16 protein-coding genes and 4 pseudogenes are annotated in these 19,379 nt (G+C 70.4%); 10 read left to right on the top strand and 10 right to left on the bottom strand.

What is annotated here, in order from left to right:
- Positions 1-74: 74 nt before the first annotated feature.
- Complete coding sequence (locus tag SLINC_RS49040; protein WP_225988192.1) at positions 75-260, bottom strand: hypothetical protein; 186 nt, start codon at positions 258-260, stop codon at positions 75-77.
- A complete protein-coding gene (locus SLINC_RS49035) occupies positions 238-426 on the bottom strand; it encodes an RraA family protein (RefSeq protein ID WP_237282058.1) in 189 nt (62 codons plus the stop codon). Before SLINC_RS49035 ends, SLINC_RS49040 begins: the two co-directional genes overlap by 23 nt.
- Before the next feature lie 503 nt (positions 427-929).
- Between SLINC_RS49035 and SLINC_RS49030 the strand changes: the two are divergent.
- From SLINC_RS49030 to SLINC_RS00400, 5 genes and pseudogenes are all read left to right on the top strand, one after another.
- A pseudogene (locus SLINC_RS49030) lies at positions 930-1,057 on the top strand (IS5/IS1182 family transposase); the annotation flags it as partial.
- Positions 1,058-1,274: 217 nt separating this feature from the next.
- Positions 1,275-2,267, top strand: coding sequence for a hypothetical protein (locus SLINC_RS00415; RefSeq protein ID WP_067425184.1), 993 nt, complete (start codon positions 1,275-1,277; stop codon positions 2,265-2,267).
- An 87-nt stretch (positions 2,268-2,354) separates the two neighbouring features.
- Entirely contained in the window at positions 2,355-4,193 is a 1,839-nt protein-coding gene (locus SLINC_RS00410; protein ID WP_067425181.1) for an HSP90 family protein, read from the top strand.
- Positions 4,194-4,195: 2 nt separating this feature from the next.
- Complete coding sequence (locus SLINC_RS00405; RefSeq protein WP_067425179.1) at positions 4,196-7,135, top strand: hypothetical protein; 2,940 nt, start codon at positions 4,196-4,198, stop codon at positions 7,133-7,135.
- Positions 7,136-8,833: 1,698 nt separating this feature from the next.
- Entirely contained in the window at positions 8,834-9,304 is a 471-nt protein-coding gene (locus SLINC_RS00400; protein ID WP_225988191.1) for a hypothetical protein, read from the top strand.
- Between the two features lie 90 nt (positions 9,305-9,394).
- On the opposite strand, the pseudogene SLINC_RS00395 reads toward SLINC_RS00400, so the two are convergent.
- Positions 9,395-9,626: pseudogene (locus SLINC_RS00395) on the bottom strand (IS110 family transposase); the annotation flags it as partial.
- Positions 9,627-9,889: 263 nt separating this feature from the next.
- On the opposite strand from SLINC_RS00395, the pseudogene SLINC_RS00390 reads away from it, so the two are divergent.
- A pseudogene (locus SLINC_RS00390) lies at positions 9,890-11,151 on the top strand (IS701 family transposase).
- Positions 11,152-11,459: 308 nt separating this feature from the next.
- Here the strand turns inward: SLINC_RS00390 and SLINC_RS49025 are convergent.
- From SLINC_RS49025 to SLINC_RS49015, 3 genes and pseudogenes are all read right to left on the bottom strand, one after another.
- Positions 11,460-12,092 carry a DUF6233 domain-containing protein gene (locus SLINC_RS49025; RefSeq protein ID WP_225988190.1) on the bottom strand — a complete coding sequence of 211 codons (633 nt, stop codon included), beginning with the start codon at positions 12,090-12,092 and terminating at the stop codon, positions 11,460-11,462.
- A 134-nt stretch (positions 12,093-12,226) separates the two neighbouring features.
- Positions 12,227-12,490: a hypothetical protein gene (locus tag SLINC_RS49020; RefSeq protein ID WP_225988542.1), complete on the bottom strand. Its 264-nt coding sequence runs from the start codon at positions 12,488-12,490 to the stop codon at positions 12,227-12,229.
- A gap of 106 nt (positions 12,491-12,596) precedes the next feature.
- Positions 12,597-13,040 (bottom strand): annotated as a pseudogene (locus tag SLINC_RS49015) (replication-relaxation family protein); the annotation flags it as partial.
- An 871-nt stretch (positions 13,041-13,911) separates the two neighbouring features.
- On the opposite strand from SLINC_RS49015, the gene SLINC_RS00375 reads away from it, so the two are divergent.
- Genes SLINC_RS00375 through SLINC_RS00365 form a run of 3 tightly spaced genes read left to right on the top strand, consistent with a single transcriptional unit; the run spans position 13,912 to position 15,432 of the window.
- A complete protein-coding gene (locus SLINC_RS00375; protein WP_152038955.1) occupies positions 13,912-14,139 on the top strand; it encodes a hypothetical protein in 228 nt (75 codons plus the stop codon).
- Positions 14,132-14,758: an RNA polymerase sigma factor gene (locus SLINC_RS00370; protein ID WP_225988189.1), complete on the top strand. Its 627-nt coding sequence runs from the start codon at positions 14,132-14,134 to the stop codon at positions 14,756-14,758. Before SLINC_RS00375 ends, SLINC_RS00370 begins: the two co-directional genes overlap by 8 nt.
- On the top strand, positions 14,755-15,432 hold the full coding sequence (locus SLINC_RS00365) for a hypothetical protein (RefSeq protein WP_067425164.1): 678 nt from the start codon (positions 14,755-14,757) through the stop codon (positions 15,430-15,432). Before SLINC_RS00370 ends, SLINC_RS00365 begins: the two co-directional genes overlap by 4 nt.
- A gap of 99 nt (positions 15,433-15,531) precedes the next feature.
- Here the strand turns inward: SLINC_RS00365 and SLINC_RS49010 are convergent, their stop codons facing one another.
- From SLINC_RS49010 to SLINC_RS00355, 3 genes are all read right to left on the bottom strand, one after another.
- Entirely contained in the window at positions 15,532-15,702 is a 171-nt protein-coding gene (locus SLINC_RS49010) for a hypothetical protein (RefSeq protein ID WP_225988188.1), read from the bottom strand.
- A gap of 58 nt (positions 15,703-15,760) precedes the next feature.
- Positions 15,761-16,090, bottom strand: coding sequence for a hypothetical protein (locus SLINC_RS49005; protein ID WP_225988187.1), 330 nt, complete (start codon positions 16,088-16,090; stop codon positions 15,761-15,763).
- Positions 16,091-16,386: 296 nt separating this feature from the next.
- Positions 16,387-16,842, bottom strand: coding sequence for a peptidoglycan-binding domain-containing protein (locus SLINC_RS00355; RefSeq protein ID WP_067425158.1), 456 nt, complete (start codon positions 16,840-16,842; stop codon positions 16,387-16,389).
- 327 nt (positions 16,843-17,169) lie between these two features.
- On the opposite strand from SLINC_RS00355, the gene SLINC_RS47820 reads away from it, so the two are divergent.
- On the top strand, positions 17,170-17,328 hold the full coding sequence (locus SLINC_RS47820; RefSeq protein WP_159425311.1) for a hypothetical protein: 159 nt from the start codon (positions 17,170-17,172) through the stop codon (positions 17,326-17,328).
- Between the two features lie 599 nt (positions 17,329-17,927).
- Here SLINC_RS47820 and SLINC_RS00350 read toward each other — a convergent pair.
- Complete coding sequence (locus tag SLINC_RS00350; protein ID WP_067425155.1) at positions 17,928-18,434, bottom strand: hypothetical protein; 507 nt, start codon at positions 18,432-18,434, stop codon at positions 17,928-17,930.
- Positions 18,435-19,379: the final 945 nt, after the last annotated feature.

Raw genomic sequence — 19,379 nt, 5'->3', positions numbered from 1 at the left:
GCCGGACCGCGACGCGCGGTCCGGCCCTGCTGCCGTACCGGGGGCGCCGCCGTAGCGGGTGCGGCCGGACCCGCTCAGCTCTCGGCCGAGCAACTACCAGCGACGCAGCGCCGGCCGCCAGGCAAGGCAGCCGCGGCGGCGTCTTCCCCCAGCAGATCGGCGCCTTCGCCGTCGAAGTCCTCGATGGACGTGATCTGCAAGGCGGCCCAGTGGTAGACGCGCGTGCCCTTCGCGCCGTCACCGCACGGGACGAGAGGCACGGTGGTCTCCGCCGGGAGTCGGATATTCGGCAGGAGGACGACTCCGCCCTGGTCGGCGCGCAGGATGTCGCCAGTCGCCAGTGGTGAACGTGACGCCGCCGAACGACACGGGTACATCGCCTGCGCCTGCGCCGGCTTTCCCGCTCTTGCGAGAGTTGGTGCCCAGGGCATGAATGCCGATGTCCGTGCCGGCGAGGAGGGCGCTGTCGCGGACTCAGCCGCTGGGCGTCGGTCGTCGCTGCACTGCTCGCTCCCGCCGGGTATCTGTACCTCGCGGAGTTCCATCCCTTCAGCTTCGTCCTCGACGACGAGACCGGCAGCACGGTCACACACGACTACTTCGTCGAAGGTCCGGAAGCCTCGGGAGGCCCCGGTACGTACGCCGATGAGGCGGCAACGACCGAGGGCAACGAGACCGTCGAGTGGCGGCACGGTCTGTCGACCGTTGTCTCGGCGATCGCCGGAGCCGGGCTACGGATCCAGTTTCTTCACGAGCACGACCACACCTTCTACCTCCCACGCCAGCCGCTGGACCGCCACGACGGCGACATCTACCGGCATCCCGAGGCTTGAGCCACTCGATTCAGCGCGGATCGGGTCTCCGGGCCCCGGGCTCCGACAGACGTGAAGCCGCTGGCAGGGCAGGCCTGCCTCCCTCACAAGATGGTCCGGTGTCTCCACGAAGGCGCCGACGTCCTCGCCGACCAGGCCTCGGACCTTCACCAGGTCCTGGGCCGCTGCCAACGCGAGGGCAGACCCATGTGATCCTCGACGGCACGCTGATCGAGTCCGACCGCGTCGCCGGAGTCCGCGACAACGCCAACGCCCTGAGGTTCAGAGGATGCCGATCCCCGCGCCGATGCACGAGCGCTGTGTGAACTCCCCTGTGACCACGACGGCGCATGGGGAGGCGCCCGGCACCGTGGAGCTCAGGTGAAAACCCTGTGGAAGCGGTGTCAGTGGTGCCGTTTATGCTGCCTCTCACGATCACGCGGTACCAGGGGAGGGCGCGGCATGCTGGGCAGGTTGTTCGGGAGAGGTGCGGAGAGAACGGCGGCGCATCCGCATGCCCTTCCCGTCGCGGGCAAGAGGAAGCACGGGACGTACGCGCTGCGCGCGCTGGGGGACACGCGGGTGCTCGCGCTGGTCGAGGCGGCCGACGCGGGTGACTGGGCGGAGGTCAAGGCGGCGCTGGCGCCCTTCGACCTCGGCCGCGACCAGACGGTTCTGGGGCAACTGACCGATGTGGACGGTGTGGAGGAGTGGATCGTCCGGGCCGCCGAGGAGGACAGGGACGACAAGGAGCTCCGGGCGACCGCACTGCTGATATCGGGCGCGCGCCATGTCTCCTGGGGCTGGGAGGCGCGTACGTCCGCCCTCGCCGTGGACGTCAGCCGGGAGCAGTGGCAGACCTTCTACGAGCGGCTGCGCATCGCCGAGGAGCATCTCCTCGAGGCCGCCGAACTGCAGCCCGACTGGGTCACACCGTGGCGCCATCTGCTGACCTCGGGACGCGGCATGTCCGTCGACGGCAGTGTCCAGGAAGCCCGGCTCGCGGCCGGCCTGCGCCGTGATCCGCTGAATGTCGACATCCATCTGGAGTGGGTGTCGCATCTGCAGCCCCGCTGGGGCGGAGAGCCGGGCCAGGCCCTGGAGTTCGCCCGGAAGGCCTTCGCCGCCGCGCCCGACGGACACCCGCTCGGCTGTGCCGTCGCCATGGCGCATATCGAGGACTGGGTGGAGTCCGACAACCGCGACTGCCTGCAGCAACCGCGCATCCGGACCGAGTTGAGAGAGGCCGCGGAGCGCAGCATCCTGCACCATGACTACGAGCGTCGCCTGGGCTGGCAGGGCGAGTACAACATCTTCGCCATGGCCCTCTCGCTGGCGGGCAGCAGCAAGGCATCCAACGTCTTCCGCGAGTTGGACGGTGTGATCACCGAGTGGCCGTGGACCTTCATGGCGGACCCGGAGAAGGCGTACGCGCGCTTCCGCAAGGCCTTCTGAGCCGCCTTCCACACCCTCCCGCCCGTCTTCGGCCGGCCCCGCGGACCACCGCCCACTCCCGCCGTTGCCTTCACCCCGGACTCCCTCATGCCCCTGCGCGACAACACCGACGCCCATGCCGCCACCGACCGCACCTTCCAGGTCGACCTGCGCGGCCTGGTGGACCTCCTCTCCCACCACCTCTACTCCAGCCCCCGCGTCTATCTGCGCGAACTCCTGCAGAACGCGGTCGACGCCCTCACCGCACGGCACGCCATCGAGCCCCACGGCGCCTTCGGTATCCGCCTGTACGCCGACGGCTCCGTCGTACGGGTCGAGGACGACGGCGTCGGTCTCACCGAGGCCGATGTGCACACCTTCCTCGCCACGATCGGCCGCAGCAGCAAGCGCGCCGAGCAGGTCGCCGAGCAACGCGCCGACTTCATCGGGCAGTTCGGCATCGGACTGCTGTCGTGCTTCCTGGTCGCGGACGAGATCCACGTCGTCAGCCGCTCCGCTCGCACCCCCGACGCGCCCGCCGTGGAGTGGCGCGGGCGCGGCGACGGCAGCTACACCGTCCGCACCCTGCCCGCCTCCGCCCGTCCCCGGCCCGGCACCACGGTCACGCTGACGCCGCGAACCGACGCGGGCGAGTGGACCCGTCCGGCCCAAGTGCACGCGCTGGCCCGGCACTTCGGCTCCCTGCTGCGTCACCCGGTGACCTTCGACGACGGCACAGGAGGCGCGGGCGCACCGGTGAACCCCGAGCCCGCGCCCTGGTCGCGTACCTACCCCACCCCGGGAGCCCGCTCCCGCGCGCTGGCCGCCTACGGCGAAGAGGTCTTCGGATTCACCCCGCTGGACACCATCGAACTGGACCTCCCGGCCGTCGGTCTGAAGGGCATCGCCTGCGTGCTTCCCGAGGCGGTGCCGACCGGGCGCCGGCACGGCCACCGCGTGCACGTCAAGGGCATGCTGCTGTCCGAACAGGCCGAGGAGATCCTGCCCGACTGGGCGTTCTTCGTCCGCTGCGTCGTCGACGCCGAGAGCCTGCGCCCGACGGCGTCCCGTGAGGCCCTGTACGAGGACGACACCCTCGCCGCCGTCCGCGACGCCCTCGCCGAGCGGCTGCGCGACTGGATCGCCCGGGCCGCCGCCAGCGACCCGGACCTGCTCGGCCGCTTCCTCCAGGCCCACCACCTGGCCGTGAAGTCGCTCGCGGTGCACGACGACGAGATCCTGCGGATGCTGCTGCCCTGGCTGCCGTTCGAGACGACCGACGGGCACTGCACCCTGGACGAGTTCGCCCGCACCCACCGCACCGTGCTGGTGACATCCAGCGTGGAGGAGTTCCGCCAGGTCGCCGCGATCGCCTCGGCCGCCGGGCTCGGCGTCGTCAACGGCGGTTACACCTACGATCGTCAGCTGGTCCACCGGCTGCCCGAGATCAGGCCCGAGGTCAGCGTCGCCGACCTCGACCCGGCGACCCTCACCGCCCATCTCGACCCCGTCGACCGGGAGACGGAACTGGCCGCCGCGGCCTACCTCGCCCAGGCCCGCGACGCCCTGGCCGTCTTCGACTGCGACGTCGCCCTGCGCACCTTCCAGCCCGCCTCCGCCCCCGCCCTCCTCGTCGACAGCCGCGAGGCCCGGCATGAGCGCACCCGCTCCCAGCTCGCCCGTGAGCAGGAGGGCGGCCTGTGGGGCGACATCCTCGGCGCCCTGCGCCAGGAGGCCCCGCGGGCCCAGCTGATCCTCAACCAGCTCAACCCCCTGGTCCGCACCGCCGTCGCCATCGACGAGCCCGAACTGGCCCGCACCAGCGCCGAAGCCCTCTACGGACAGGCCGCGATGCTCTCCCGGCGCCCGCTGAGGCCCGCCGAGTCGAGCCTCATCAACCGCTCCTTCCTCGACCTCCTCGCCCACGCCCTCCGCAAGGACAGCTGACGATGCCTATCGCACCCCATCCCCAGAGCACAGCCGAGCTGTTCCAGGCGCTCCAGGAGAACGACCGTCGCCCGTACGGCCGGACCCGTACCGTCACCGCCGAGGAACTCGTCGACGCCGCCGAGCAGTTCGAGGACCCCGCCGTCCTCGTCCACGCGCTCCTCGAACTCCAGGAGGCATACACCTACGGCTCCGAACCGCGGAAGTCCCCGGTCGTCTTCGCCCGGCTGCTCACCGTCTTCGACGAGCAGCCCGACGTCTTCGACGAGCGCCTGCGCCACCAGCTGTTCTGGCGGTTCAAGTGGGTGGCCCACGCCCTGCGCCAGCTGCCCGAGATACCGCTGACCAGCCTGCGCCAGTGGCTGCAGGAGATGCGTGAGCGGTACGAGAAGGCCGACCTCGGGCTCCAGCCGTACTACGGACAGGCGTACCAGCTCGCCGCCCATGTCGGTGAGGACACCGCCCTCGCCCACGAGTTGTGGGCGGGCCGCACCCGTACCCGGCTCAGCGACTGCGAGGCCTGCGAGATCTGCCAGAGCGCCCTGTACCACCTCAGGGCGGGCGACGACGAGCGGGCCCTGCGCGCCTTCGAGCCCGTCCTGGCCGGGAAGGAGTCCTGCAAGGAGGAGCCGGCGCGCTCCGCCTCCTACGCGCTGCTGCCCCTGCTGCGCACCGGCCGCGCCGACCGGGCCCGCGAACTGCACCTCACCGGCTACCGCGCCTGCCGTCGCAACCCCTCGATGTCCGAGGAGGTCGGCCGGCACCTGGAGTTCTGCGCGCTCACCGGCAACGAGGCACGCGGCCTGGAACTGCTCGCCGAGAACCGGAACCTGTTCGACGAGGTCGACTCGCCGCTGGACCAGTACGGCTTCCTCACCGGCGTGGAGGTCCTGCTCCAGCGCGTCGAGCTCCTCGGACACGGCGAACTGCCCGCCGCCGGGTACACGGGCCGTACCTGGACGGTGGCCGAGCTGCGCGCCGAGGTGCGCGGCCGCGCCGACGACCTCGCCGCCCGCTTCGACGCCCGTAACGGAACCACGACGCACACCGACCGCCGCAGGTCCCGCCTGGAGCGTGCCCCGCTCGTGGAGTCGCTGGAACTGTCGCTGCGCCCCCGCGCCCTCGACGACGTGGCCCCTACCGCCCAGGTCGCCGCGCCCGCGGCCCGTCCGGTCGCCGCGGTCCCCGACGACCTGACCGAACTCATCCTGCGGGCAAGGGCGTTGGACGAGGAGGGACACCCGGTCGCACCGGCCTGCTGGGAGCGGCTGCGCACGCTCGTCGCCGCCCGCGACTACGCCCACCCCGACGATCCGGCGGTCGGCCCGCTCGTACGGCTGCGCGCGGACCTGCTGGCCGAAGAGGCGAACCGGGCGGGCAACAAGGACGAGTACGCGGAGTCCGCCGCCCTCCACGAGGAGGCAGCGGCCCTGTACGACGACGCGGGGGAGCCCGGCCACGCGGCGGTCTGCCGCGCCTCCGCCCTGCTCGCGACCGCGGAGATCCCCGCTGCGCAGGACGCCGACGGAGCCGAGGCGAAGGATGCCGAGCTGGCCGAGGTCCATGCGGCCATGGTCCGCCTCCACGAGGACACGCCCGACCACGCGCCGTTCCTTGAGGCCCGTCTGCTGCGGCTGCGGGTGACCGCGCTCGCCCTGCGTCTGCAGGCCTCGGGCGACAAGGAGCAGGTCGCGACGGTGTTCGCCGAGGTGGACCGCCTGCACGCGTTCGCCACCCGGCACGACATCGCCGGGCAGATCTCCGGGGCCCTGCTGCTGCGGGCCAGCACCCACGCCCTCTCCGGCGACCTGCCCGCCGCGGTCACCGAGATCGACGCCCTGCTGGACCGGCTCAGGGCGCACGGCCCCGCCTGGCACCTGCCCCGTACCCTCGGCCTGCGCGGCCGGTTCCAGTTCGGCCTGCGCGACGCGCAGGCCGCGTACGACAACCTCGCCGAGGCCCTGCGACTGGCCGCCCAGTGGCCGGCCGACACCGTCGACACCTCGCGCCTGCACAGCGACCTCGCCGAGGCCTGCATGCACCTGGGCCGCCCCGACGAGGCACTGCGGCACCTCACACGCTCGGCGGAGGTGGCCCTTCGCCGCGGCAGCCGGGTGGACGCGTTCTGCACCTACAGCAACGCCGCCCAGCTCAGCCTGGACCTCGGCCGCATCGAGGACTGCATCGCGCTCGTCGACTCCCTGCTGACCGAACCCGACGTCACCGCCGGAGAGCTGGACGACCGACTCGTCGCCCAACTCCGCCTGACCCGCGCCCGCGCCCTGCATGCGGGGGAGGACCTCAAGGCGGCGACGGCGGAGTTCGTCACCCTGGCGGCCGAGTCCGCCGCCTGGGACGACGACCCCGGCATCCACGCCATGATCGCCGCCGAGACCGCCGTACTCCTGGGCGAGTCCGGCGAGTTCGACTGGGCTCGCGGAGTCGCGGACCAGGCACTCGCCGCCCATGACCGGGAGGCGCGCTACGAGCTCCTCAGCAACTCACTGCGCGAACTCGCCCGCCTCCAGGCCCAGCAGCAGGGCCCCGAAGGCCTGCCCGGCGCGCTCGCCTTCCTGGCCGACGCGGGCCGCATCGCCGACGAGGCCCGCGCCGCCGACTACGAGGCCCAGGGACGTGCTCTGGACCCGGCCCTGGCCTACGAGTACGGCAGGGTCAACGCCCACGCGGGCGAGTACGAGGACGCCCTGGCCGCTCTGGAGAAGGCACTTGGCCTGCTCGGCGAGCCGGGCCGGGACGACGTCGCCGGCGAGTGGGCCGAGTGCGTCCGCCTCGCGGGCGCCGTGGAGGGCATCTACCTCGACCGCCCCGCCCCGGCCCTCACCCGTCTCGACGCCGCGATCTCCCGCCTGACCGCCCTGGGACACACCGAGGAAACCGAGTCCCTGACCTCCCTGGCGGCCCGGCTGCGCGACGAACAGTAACGAGCGGGTGCCGGGTGCACGCCCGGCGCGGACGACTACCCGCCCCGGGCAGGGCCACCATCCACGACCAGCCGCCCGCTCGCGTGACGCCCGAGGCCAACCGCCGCACCGGCTCCGGGAGTTGTGCCCCGGGCCGCACCGTGGAGCAGTCGTGCGCTTGGTGCGCGCGCTGGGTGTGCGCCTGACGGCATCCGTTCACTTCCCGCGCTTGGGATGACAGGACGGCCCGCGTTCGGCGCGTGAGTACGCCCGGGTATGTACTCATCCCGCTGACGGACGCTTCCAGGTGAGCCGGGTGACGGGTGCGCTTCCCTGTGTGTCGGGGGCTCGTCCTGTGCTGGGGCACCTGCTGGGGTCCTGAGTTCTCCCGAGGAACTCTTCCGGCGGGGTGAGCGCGTGCACGGGGGCGTTCGGCTTCAGTCTGCCGGGGAACGAGGCCGTGCCGCCCCCGCCAGAGCAGCCTCCAGCGGCTCGCGCACCTTCCGCTGGCCCAGCAGCCCTCCGGGTCGTGGCGGTCCGCGAGGGAGGCGTACGTCGTGAAGACGACTACGGGTCGTGCCCCGCCCACAGAGCGAGCGAAATGGCGTTGGTGGCAGCCCGCACGCCCACTTGCTGTCCATCCCGTAGCCTCGCTCTCCCTGTGGGCCTGGTTTCCCGCCGGACTGTCCGCGCGAAAGATGCCACCGCTTGCCGCTCCCGGGCTGTTGCCGCGGGGCGGTCGACGATTGGGCTGTGCCGGACGTGGGGGCGTCTGACTCCGTGAGGGTCACGTGTGCGGTGTTTCGCGTGCTGCTTGGGTTTCGTGGTCGGTCTGCTCGCCGACGGAGAACTGTGTGGCGTACGCGTGGGAGCGGAGTGACCGACGTAGGCGTGTGGCGATGCGGGTGACGTCGTCCTGTTCGGCGGGAGGCTGTGGGGCGTGGGCTCGCGTTCTGGTGGCGGACGCGGTGCCCGAGGGAGCTGGAGCGGGGGTCTTTCGCGGCCCTGGCCGCTGCCAGACCGTTCTGGTGGAGGGTGAGCGCGTGGGCGGCATCGCCACGTTGCTCGGCGATGAAGCCGAGTTCGGCCGGCAGCGAGACGCAAGGCACGGGTGTGGAGGTCTGCGGCCCGGCGGTAGTGCCGGTTGAGCAGGGCGATGCGGCCGAGCCCTGACAGGTGGCGGGAGACGCCGGACCACAGGTGGAGGGGCGAGCGCGGTTCGGCCGATCCGCTTCCGTGTCGTGGCCCCCACGTACCGGCGGGGGCCTTCGAGCCGCGCATGCCTGGTGCCGGCGACGGCTTCCCCGAACCGGACACCCGGCGATCGCCACCAACCGGTCCAGCGGCACCGTGGCCCGACGTCCTTCGACGTCGTGCACGCACCGCGCACCTCGGTCGCCCTCGACATGGCGACTGCCCGGAACGGTCTTCACAGCTCTCACACCTCCCGTTCCAGGCGCGGAGCTGCGTCCCTTCGCGGCTGCGGGCCGAGAAGCCCACCACCTGCGAGAGCCGAATCGAGGTGACTACGCATGCGCGGCTTCGCCTCGACGCATCACCAGTCGGCCCCGGCGCCGCAACGGGCTCCGTCGACGGTCCGCCGATGTGATCCGGCGGAGGTTTCGTGAAGAGTCGGGTGTGGAGTCCACGGCAAGCAGAGCATGTCGAGTGCGACCTGTCATGTACCAGATCAGTGGTATTTCACTTCGGGAGTTGCGGATGAAGCGTTTGCGGAGAACACAGCTGCTGGGCCTTGGTGTCATGGCGCTGATGCTCGGGATGGTCGCCGCCCCCACCGCCCAGGCGGCACCGGCCGGGGCGGCCGCGCCCAGCGCCGTTGAGTGCAGCGGCAGTTGGGACGGCAAGACGTATTGGGCCAAGAGTCCCTCAGGGGCCAACGGAGGCGGCTACGCGCGCACCTACTGGAACGCCTCGACCAAGCGCAACTGTGCGAAGTTCTGGTCCAGTCCCTACGACGGGCTGGCGTCGAACATCAAGCTGTACCTCCACGACGAGAGCGGCGACTACATAGCCGACCCGCCGCCGGAACACCCGGAGAACTACCACTACTACGCGGGCCCGCTCTACACCTGGTTCGATGCGACCGGTCACTGCATCCACCTGAGTGGCTCGCTGGTCCGGGGCGGGGTGACCTACCGCCTCAGCACCGGGGACATCCGCTGCGGCTGACCTCTGGTCGCGTACCCCCCGACCCCGCACGTGACGGCGCGCCGTCGCCTGGTCCTGGGCGAGGTTCCTCCCTTACCTCCGTTGAGAGCGCGGCGGGGAAAGGTCGAGGTTGCCGGTGCCCGGGACCGCGACGGTCTGCTCGTCGAGCACCTCGTCGATCAGCCGCTGGGTCGTGTGCGGAGCTTTGGGCCGGATCACCTCAACCGGCTTGCGGCGTACGGCTTTTCGCAGGGCGGCAGGGGATCCGTAGCGTTCCAGCAGCCAGGTCACCGATGGGTGGTCCAGGCGCGGCGCCCAGGACGCGCTCCAGGCTGGGGTGGAAACTGGGTGACCGCGGCATGGTGAACGCGGGGGCGGTCTTCCGCCGAGGGGAGTTGGTGGAGCGACCGGCACCGCGCAACGCGCGCCCAAGTGCATACCACCACCGCCAATTACGACCTGGAAGGTCCTCCTGCTCGCGGACGGTGACATCGATCAGCGCTGTGCGCGCCGTGAGCGTCGGCTCAGGGCCATCCACTAGTAGGGCTTGGTCGTCTTCACTTGTGGATGCGTGTTTGCTGCTCCATGAGCGTCGTTGGACCTGGTGTGACACCTGAGGAGATGGCCTCGGTCCGGGAGGATCTGGAGGCGTTCGCTGCGGAGTTGTTCGACGGATTCTTCCGTGCGGTTCAGCGGCGGTGGGGGGCAGGCGTATGTGCGCGGGCTGCTGCTGGAACGGGTGGCGCAAATCGGTGGAACCGATGGCGGCCCGCCTTGGCAAGGACGGCAACCGGCAGGCGCTGGCGCACTTCATCACCTCCAGTCCGTGGGATCCGGCGCAGGTCCGGGCCCGGCCGGCCTGGAGAATGCACGAGGCGATCGATCCGGAGGCGTTGATCATTGAGGACACCGGTTTCCTCAAGGACGGGGGCGCCTCGGCGTGTGTGTCCAGGCAGTACACCGGCACCGCCGGGAAGGTCACCAACTGCCAGGTGGGGGTTTCGCTGCATCTGGTGCACGATCATGCCTCGGCCGCGGTGAACGGGCGGCTGTTCCTGTCCGCCTCCTGGGATCCCGCCTCCCCGGACGCGGATGTGGACAAGGTCGCCCGACGCGGCCGTTGCGGGATCCCCGCACAGGCGGGACACGTGGAAAAGTGGCAGCTGGCCCTGGACATGATCGACGAGACACGCAGCTGGGGCGTGGGCGTGCCCTTGGTTGCCGCGGACGCCGGCTACGGCGGTGCCGCCGCCTTCCGCCATGGCCTGGAGGAACGCAAGCTGCCCTACGAGGTGGGGATTTCCTCTCGCGACACCGCCCATCCCGCCGACGCCCGCATCGTCCAGCCCGCCTACGCGGCACCGGACGGCCACCGAGAATGCAGTACGCCGAGCCTGCACAGAGCGTGAAGGACCTGGTCATCGCGGCCGGCCGGACGGCCGCCAGGCCGGTGTCCTGGCGGGAGGGCTCCCGGGCCGGCAAAGGCCAGAGTGGCTTCAAGCGCATGTACTCGCGGTTCGTGGCCCTGCGGATCCGGCCCGCCGGACGCGGAATCCGCAGACCAGCGACGATCCTGAGCTGCCCGAGCGCTGGCTGCTGGCCGAATGGCCTGCCGGTGAGAGCGAACCGGTGCAGTTCTGGCTCTCCAACCTGCCCTCCGGGATGCCGCTGGCCACCCTGGTGCGGCTGGCCAGGCTGCGCTGGCGCATCGAACACGAGTACCGCGAGATGAAACAGGCCCTGGGACTGGGCCACTTCGAAGGCCGCACCGGGCCTGGCACCACCAGGTCCCCCTCGTCTCCGCCGCCCACGCCTTCTGCACCCTGCAACGACTGGCCCGCGACCCAAAAGACGCGCCGCAGGACTGAGCCTCTACCAAGTAGTCCGGGAACTGCAGACACTCCTCGCCGCCTGGACCGGTGCCTGCCCCACCTGCCACCGCGAGATACCCACACCGATACGAACCTGACCAAGCCCTACTAGGCCCGGCTCTGCCACGTGCGCGTCAGTGATCTCCCTCATGCCTGGCACTACGCATCGGCGCCCGCAGAAGTTCTCCGATCCTGGCGTCTTCACCCGACCGAGTAGGGCCCGGGTTGCGCTGGGTGCTGCGGTGGAGGTTGAGCGAAGTGTTGCGCTGGGGGTTGCGGTAGAGGTTGCGCAGGCCGTCACAGCGTCATGGGTCCGCCCAGGTCACCACGGACGTACGGCGTGGTCGGGCCGCTGACATCCCCGTTGCGCCCCCTTTCACCCATGCCCTTGCTGGAGTTGAGGAGTGGGAGGGCAGGAATGGGCGGCGTGGACGCTGCCGGGGATCGGGGCGCCCTCGCCGGCGTTGCGCGCCGGACGGGGCCGCCGCGCCAGGGCGCCGACGGTGCGGCGGCCGGGTCAGGAGTCGTCGGGGGCGGAGTCGGTGATGTGGTCGGAGCCGCGGAGCAGAGGCGCCAGCCGCAGCTCCGCACAGCGTGCACAGCCGGGTGCCCGGATGCTCTGCCGTGTCCAGGGCGCGGTCCACATCGAGCAGCAGCGCGCCCGCCGGTGCTTCCTCGCAGTCCGGTGCGTTCAGGACGGAGCGGGCCGGGCCGCGGCCGTCGTGCAGTTTCGCAAGTACCCATTCCGAAGGCCGACGTTCCCCGAGGACCTCGCGGACCACTGCCTGCGGTGACCGCTCCAGTTTCTCGGTGACGACTTGGTCGTAGTCGACGCCGTCGACCGGCCGTACGTGTTCGGGGACGCGCACCCGCCCCCGGTACTCCGCCGCCTCCACAGCCGCGCCAGGACTCACTGATAAAGCCAAGCGGTCGGCCATTGGCACTCGGATGTGCGGCTGACCAGGTCGACAAGGGGCAGATACGTGCCGGCCTGGTGGCCGACTACTTCACTACGCAGGGTCTGCCGGCGAAACGGAGTACAGATCCGTGCCGTGTCTGCGGCGGCCGCGAGTCAGCTCTGGCGATGACCGGACTCCGTCCAGCGGACTCGTCGGCCGGGGTCGTGGACGGGACGCCACACGGATGCAGAGGGGCCGTGGCGGAGCAGATCGGCCAGCGGCGCTACGAGGACGGGGACGTCGTACGGAAAGCGGGCCAGCAGTCCGGCTCCCGCGCGCAGGGCACTGATCCGGTTCTCGACACCGGCCGGTCCGGTGCCGTCCAGGACGAACAGGACGCGCGGGAAGAGCGGGTAGCGCCGCCGCCACTCCTCCACCGCCGGTTCCTGGAGGGTCGGCCGGCGCCCGGACCACGGGCACGTAGCGGTGCAGGCGCTCGTACGAGGACAACTTGGCGGCGAGGCGCTCGGGGCCCATGGTGGCCCGGTCGACCTCCACGAACGCCCGCAGCATCGCCCCGGTCTCGCCGTCGGCGGGACCGCGCCGGTAGTACATCAGCGCGTCGGGGATGACGGCCTCGCCGCTCCCGATCGGGTGGTGCACCTCGGGGATCCAGTCCAGCGGCTCGCACACATCGCCGCGACGGCGGGCGTCAGTGAGGAAGGCGAGCGCGGTCTCGGTCACCGTCAGCGTGTGACCGGCCTTCAGCCGCACGGCGGTCGGATCGGACACGGTCCTGGAGGGCCGGCGCCCGCGCAGCTCGGGCCACTCCGAGGCGAGCTGCACGCCGTACGCGGTCGGGAACCAGATCCGGGTCCGTCCGGCCTGCGGCAGGATGATCCGGTCGATGAGCGCTTCACCGCGGAGCTTGGCCAGCCGTCGGCGGCTCTGCTCGATCCGCAGCTGAGGATTGAGGATCTGGTGCATCTGCTCGGTGGTGGCCATCCGGTACTGGACCAGCACCGCGAGCGCGAGCCGGTCCCGCCGCCCGCGTCCATGTTCACCATCGGCCTCGTCCGCCTCTCCGTACGGTGCGGAACCGCCCTATCCGGCGCCGCGCGTACGGCCAAGACCAACAGCCGGCCCCGACCACACCCCCGACCGCGAAGGCCCGACCATGGTCACGAAGCGACAACACCGCCCCCGACCGGGCCGACAACCCCTCCGACAACCGCCCCGAGGCTGTTCGCGTCCGGACCTGTAAAATCGCAGGTCACCACGCTGGTTCGGTCATGGTCGAGAGGCTGACATCCCCTCTACGCCCCCGAGTTCACGCCCGAGCAGGAAGAAGAGAAGTGGGTGTGGGACATGCCCGGACGGCGGGCGAGGGGATCGGGCACCTCTGCTGCTCGCGCGCGTCGGCGGGGCCGCGCGCGGCGTCCCGCGACCGCCCGGCGAAGTCGCGACCGGTCGACTTGGCGCCGATCGATGACGACCAAGCGGTGGGGCTGCGAGCCGCGTACGACAAATACCTGCTGGGAATCCCCAGCCCTGGTCGGCAAATGCGGCCCCGATTCCCTACGGTCGGCGACCGCAGGCAACCGGCCCCGTGCCGCCCCCCTCGGGCGAGCGGCAGGTGACTGCTGACCCGGTCCCGGACACGCCAGAGGCTCCGGGGGAGAAGACCTCCCCGGGCTCGATGTATGGAGGACGACCAGGCGATGGAACTGGGGCAGGCCCTCACCGACGGCACGAGACGCACGTCACATGAGGCCCGATGTCACGGTTTCCGACCCTGCCGACACTCCCTTGATGTGACGGGCGCACCGGGCGCCGCAAGTAGCTCGAGGGGGACAGGTTGCCAGAGACAGCGATCGGGTTAGCGGCACTGGGCGCGATATTGAGCGCACGGCTGCTCTACCAGTGGATCCGCAGCCGGACGCAGGTCCAGCTGGTCCGCCTCACCCAGCAGGGCGCCAGTGACCGCGTCCGTGCCTTGCCGCCGGGCAGCAAGGTCACCGAACGCAGGGCCGGCGAGGAACTGCGCATCGAGGTCGGCGCGTCCGGCGGAGACGCCCGTGACTGACTTCGAGATCCATCTGGAGACCGCGCAGCTCGAACTGGAGCCCTTCCGACGGCACACGATCAGCCACGCACCTGCTGAGTCTGCGCCAGAGCAGCCCATTCCGGTGGCCCCACCGCAGCAGCGTGGCAGCCTCGCCCGGGTGGAGTTCGCCCAGTTCTACGAGCAGCACATGCCCAACCTGGTCCGGCACCTGCTGCGGCAGGGCGCCAGCGGCCACGAAGCAGCAGAAGCCGCCCAGGCGGCCTTCGCCGAAGCGTTCGTGAAGTGGGAGACCATCGACTACCCCGCCGCCTGGCTCCGGAAGGTCGCTATCCGCCTCTACCTGCGCCAGCCAGCGCGCCGTGAGGACCTCACCGACGCCGTCCCGGAACTGCCGGGCAGCGTCTGCCCCCACCGCTCAGTGGAACTCAAAGAAGAAGAGGCCCGCGTCTACGCCGCCCTCGCAGCCCTTCCACCCCTGCAACGTGCGGTCCTCGCCTGGCACTTGGACGGCTTCGCGACCAGTGAGATCGGCGACGCCCTCGACATGGCTCACGAAGCCGTACGGCAGAACCTGAGCCGCGGCCGTGCCCGGCTCAAGACGATCCTGCTCAGTGCGAACGACGGAGGCGAGCGATGACCCACTACGACAGCGACGCCGAACTCGATGCTCTGCTCCGGTCTGCGGACGATGCCGTACTGGCCGCGGTGGAGGACAGCTTGGACCTCGATGCAGGTCGCGCTGTCCTGTTCGCTCAGGTGACGGTCCGCGAACACGGCGACCGCCAGCCCCCCGGCTGGAAGATCGGCCCGGACGGGAGTGTCACCGACTTCGCCGGCATCCCCGTGGAAGCGGCCCTCCAACGAGAGATCTATCCGAACGGATCAGTACGGCGCAGCACCCGCGTCAACGACGTCAACGGTCGGGTCACCAACATCTTGGACCTGCTGGACCAGATCTCCTACGACCTCGACCTGCTCCGGCGATGGCTGGACTGCTTGTCGGAGGGGCGACCGCTGGGGCCGGGGCATGTGGAGAACGCCGCCACACTGCTCGCTGCTCTGGTGGTAGGGGTTCGGGAACGCAACATGAGTGAGCAGACAGCTATCGGCCTCGTTGAGCAGGCCAAGACGGTACTGCGGACCCTCTGGACCGAGGTCCGTCCTCACCTCGAGGGCGAGGAGGACCAGCGCTCAGCCGCAGACCGGCTTCTCAACTTGGAACTCGCCCTGGTGGCCACCAAGTCCCTTGTAGTCGAACTGTTCGCCGACGACGGCGACCAGTCGTCCCTTCGCCCAGTCCCCACAAGGTGACACTGGCCGGACAGACCACGGGCCCCGGGGAATCAGCCATGACATCCCCGGGGCCCGACTCTTGGAGTCGCGCTGTCCAACTACGGCGCGACTCCGCCGTTATGTCGTCGCCAGCTCCGGTACCTCGAGAGCGGCGGCCACCTTGCGGGCCAACTGCGCCACCTGCGGCGGCAGGTAGCTGTCCAGCGAGTCGACGTCGTCGCACAGTCGGGCCCGCAGCCCGTGCAGACACGCCTCGGTGAACAGCCGCTGCTCATCGGGCTCGGCCATCCGCCCGTCTCCTGCGTACCCCTGGCCCATCGAGAACCACATCCGTGCGTCCTGGTCGTCATCGTGGGGACGCGGCGTGCCGAGCATCCCGGCGACTTCGTGCCGGTCCGCGTGGCCCGGCGGCCCGGCTGCGCTGCTGCCGGGTCTGGAGATGCGATGCGAGGGTGTCCATGGCCATGCCGGTGCGCTGGCAGTACGCGGCGATCAGCATGGACGCCATGTCCATCGTGTCCGCCGCATCGGTGGCCCGGTACAGCGTCATCCGCTTCCAGTCGTGCGAGACGAAGGGCTCGGTGTAGGTCAGCACCTCCTGGCAGTTCTGGACCGCCTCGGCAACCAGCTGGTGAATCGCCCGCCGCAGCGGCTCGGGCATCGGGGTGTCTTCCATGGCCGCACGCTAGAGGGGCCACGATGCCAACCGCCGTTGTCGCGGCTCTCCGGTCACCCGGACGGACCAGGCACCTTCGGCCGGTGAGCGGCTTTGACCGCCAGCATCCAGGCGCGGGACGGGCGTTGCGCAACTATGCGCAACCGACTCGACTGGGCAGACCGACGGCGAGGAACGGCCACCATCCTGACGTGGATGCCGGCGTCGTGGCGCGGCAACGCAAGGCGACGGCACGGCCCGTCCACTCCCCGCGGGAAGTGGACGGGCCGTGCCGTGTGTGCGGGCGTCCGATGGACTCAGCAGGACCGCCCGGCGGCGAAGTTCGCGAACGCGTCCTTGGTCTTCGGTCCGGCGATCCCGTCGACGTCAAGGCCGTAGCCGCGGGCGTTCAGGAAGCGCTGCAGCGCCCTGATCGTGGCGGGTCCGACGTCTCCGTCGACGACGAGTGCGACATCGCCGTTATGGCCGTAATAGTTGAAGAATCTCTGCGCGGCTTTCCAGCTGTTGGTACCCAGCTGACCGTCGATCGTGCCGGGGCTGAAGTTCCAATCACGCAGATAGCACTGCCACCTCTTCGCCTGGGTGGTGGTCAGCCCCAGGTTGTTCACCGCGAGCGTGCCGATCTCACCGGTCACCGCTTGCTGCTGGGCCGGCGCGGGGGCCGCGATGGCCGTGCCCGCGGTGGCCAGGCCGCCGGCGGCGATCCCGACCGCGGCGGTGGCACTGACGAGTGCCTTCGTGAGAGTTCGCATGCTGTTTTTCCCTCCGTTGACGTGCGATGAACGGAACCGACCGCACCGGCCGGCTCCGCAACGAGACTGCGGCTTCGGCGTGATGTCCGGCCACCGTTGACGCAGAAGTGGCCTCGTCCCGGGACGTCCCAGGCGCTGACCTGCTGAAACGTTGACCGCCGAGTCCTTACGGTGGGACGACCGCTAGCGGGCGTTGGGGCTCGCGGCGCGGTACTTACCATCCCCGACTGAGCGTGACCTGGCCGACGCCCGACACAACGGCTCGGGCAGCCCGCTCAGAACCATCTCTGAACCTCACGGTCGTGGTGGGCAGATGCGATGACGGGCATGGATTCCAGGGCGCCGATGTGCGATTTCTGCGGTCGTCCGGGAGCAGTCGTCTACTACGCCGTCACCGAGTACCGCGTGGTCACGCCGAGCACCGACTGGTACTCCTCCGACCGGTTGACACCTCCTGCCGCCACCGCCGACCGGCAGGGTTGTTGAGCGGTCCTGGATGCTTCAGGTGCGGAGTCGGTGCCGCCTCCCTTCGCCCAGCTCAGCGGCGGCTACTGGCTGGACGGGCCGCGGCACCAGGACGACGGCGAATGCCACCGGTGCCGTGGAGCGCGGCCGGCCGGGGTCCTGTCCTGCCGCGGCGGGCCGGGCCGGGGAGCCGGGGCCGGTCCTGGTCCGGTGGGCGGCACGCATGCGGGTGGTGATACTGCCGGTCGCGGTGCTCACCGTCCTGTGCGCGGCACTCGCCGTGGCACGGGCCTGATCGGAGCCGGGGTCGGGCGCGCCGTCGGGCGGAGACGCGCCGGTGATGGCGGGAGGCCTTCCGTGTCCGGCCGCGCACAGGTCAGGTTCCCTCCGGCACCGCGGGAGAAGCCCCGCTGCCGGAGGGTGGTCGCTGGAGGCGCGTTGTCGGTGATGCGGCTCCAGCCGGCCTTGGCAATCGACGCCGCGACCTGGCCGTCACGCGGGTTCCGGCTGCGGGGCTTCCAGTACCCCGGCGATCTTCCGCACACCCGGAGTCGGGTTCCCCGCTCGCCCGGACGGACTGGGTCCACGCTCTGGCTCTGGCCAGCGCTCCACAGGAGTGGTCACTCGCCTATACGGTCGCCGTCGGCGGGCTCGTCGTCTGTCCCTCCTGCACGGGCTTCCGAGGCACCGGAAGAATCCGACTGCTCGACTTCATCAATGGCTTCGTCAGGACCGCCTGGCAGGTGCAGGTCGGCGGCGATGTCCAGCTTGGGCATGGAAGCCGCCATCTGTTGGGCGAGGCGTTGCACTGGGTTGTCGATCAGCGCCAACTGGTCGGCAACCATCTTCCGGGCGAGGCGCTGGGCGATCCTCATGCACGACTCGTCACCGGTGTCCGGTGGCGAGGGCTCCTCCGAGGTGAGCAGAGTCGGAGCCTCGTCGTCGCGAGCGGAGAACAGAACCTTCATCGACCACACGCAGGCGATGTAGCCGACCGGTGCCTCCACCTCGTCGACAGCGAGCCCGTACAGCAACCACTGCGCGTTGGCCGTGTACCAGACATCATTCTCGATCTCGTGGCCCGTGACGTCCGTGACGCTGAGCAGCTCGACCTCGGGCTGTGACAAATCCGTTAGTGATCACTAGGTGAGTGAGGCGCTGACCTGGGGATCTACTGATCGTTTCAGTATTTCTTGCTGCGGTGTGTGTGCCTCCGAGCTGGGGTTTCCGTGGAGGTTCGGAAGCCCGAGGGGCTCTGAAGTGCAAGTTCAGTGATCGTCTTGGAATGTAGTGATCGGTGCGGGATTTCTCATTAACTGCGTGGTTCAGGTGAATTGGTCTGTGCTGGTCAGGGGCTGGTGGGTCGTGCCTGAGTGGCGGCGGCAGAGCCAGCGCCTTCCGGGTCGCTGGCCAGACGTACCGATGACGCGGGTCAAGGCCCGGCGAAGGCAGCGGTGGCATATGTGGCGGGGGAGTGGTGGGCGTACGACGCGGCGCCGCGTCACGGTCCGGTCTTGGAGGGGGCCCTGAAGGTGGGCACGCAGCACCCGCTGCGGATCAAGGCGCGGCTTCGTCACAGAGGAGGCGAAGAGGCGCGAGGCGTGGGTGGCGCCGGCCCGGCTGTGCATCCGGTGGCAGGCCCCGGATGTGTGGCTGGCGCGGGAGCAGCGGCGGAGTGAGCTGACCCGAGACAATCCAAGGTGAAGACGACACCGCCTCACGGTGGAGCACTGTGACCAACCGCCGCCACCCGATCGGCAGTGGCCCGGAAGGCGAGGGCGTCCGCTACCTCAGCGCCGAGCAGCAGCCGGAGCCTGCTTGCCGCACTTGCCTACGGCCACAGGGGGCAGCTGGCGCCCCCGCCGTGGTCCAGGTGGCCGGAGACGAACACAGGGGGACTGAGAGGTCCTGCGAGTCCCGGCACACCTTCTGATACGTCGTAAAATCGGAGAGGCGGCCGGGTGAACCATCCGCTCAATCTTCGAGTTTCGAGGAGAGCGTTCATGGCGCCGAACATACCCCCGGAAGCAGCTCGACAGGTTGCCGATGCCCACGGTGGGCACCTCTCCGCC

The sequence above is a fragment of the Streptomyces lincolnensis genome (genome assembly GCF_001685355.1).
Lineage (GTDB): Bacteria > Actinomycetota > Actinomycetes > Streptomycetales > Streptomycetaceae > Streptomyces > Streptomyces lincolnensis.
Note: the sequence above shows the minus strand (reverse complement) of the source record. Positions and strands in the feature narration are given on the sequence as shown.

Coding starts and splice junctions, on each gene's coding strand:
- SLINC_RS47820 (WP_159425311.1), top strand. CDS start 17,170: ATGGATTCCAGGGCGCCGATGTGCGATTTCTGCGGTCGTCCGGGAGCA.
- SLINC_RS00355 (WP_067425158.1), bottom strand. CDS start 16,842: ATGCGAACTCTCACGAAGGCACTCGTCAGTGCCACCGCCGCGGTCGGG.
- SLINC_RS00405 (WP_067425179.1), top strand. CDS start 4,196: ATGCCTATCGCACCCCATCCCCAGAGCACAGCCGAGCTGTTCCAGGCG.
- SLINC_RS00365 (WP_067425164.1), top strand. CDS start 14,755: ATGACCCACTACGACAGCGACGCCGAACTCGATGCTCTGCTCCGGTCT.
- SLINC_RS00410 (WP_067425181.1), top strand. CDS start 2,355: ATGCCCCTGCGCGACAACACCGACGCCCATGCCGCCACCGACCGCACC.
- SLINC_RS49005 (WP_225988187.1), bottom strand. CDS start 16,090: ATGGAAGACACCCCGATGCCCGAGCCGCTGCGGCGGGCGATTCACCAG.
- SLINC_RS49025 (WP_225988190.1), bottom strand. CDS start 12,092: ATGGCCGACCGCTTGGCTTTATCAGTGAGTCCTGGCGCGGCTGTGGAG.
- SLINC_RS00415 (WP_067425184.1), top strand. CDS start 1,275: ATGCTGGGCAGGTTGTTCGGGAGAGGTGCGGAGAGAACGGCGGCGCAT.
- SLINC_RS00400 (WP_225988191.1), top strand. CDS start 8,834: ATGAAGCGTTTGCGGAGAACACAGCTGCTGGGCCTTGGTGTCATGGCG.
- SLINC_RS49010 (WP_225988188.1), bottom strand. CDS start 15,702: ATGGCCGAGCCCGATGAGCAGCGGCTGTTCACCGAGGCGTGTCTGCAC.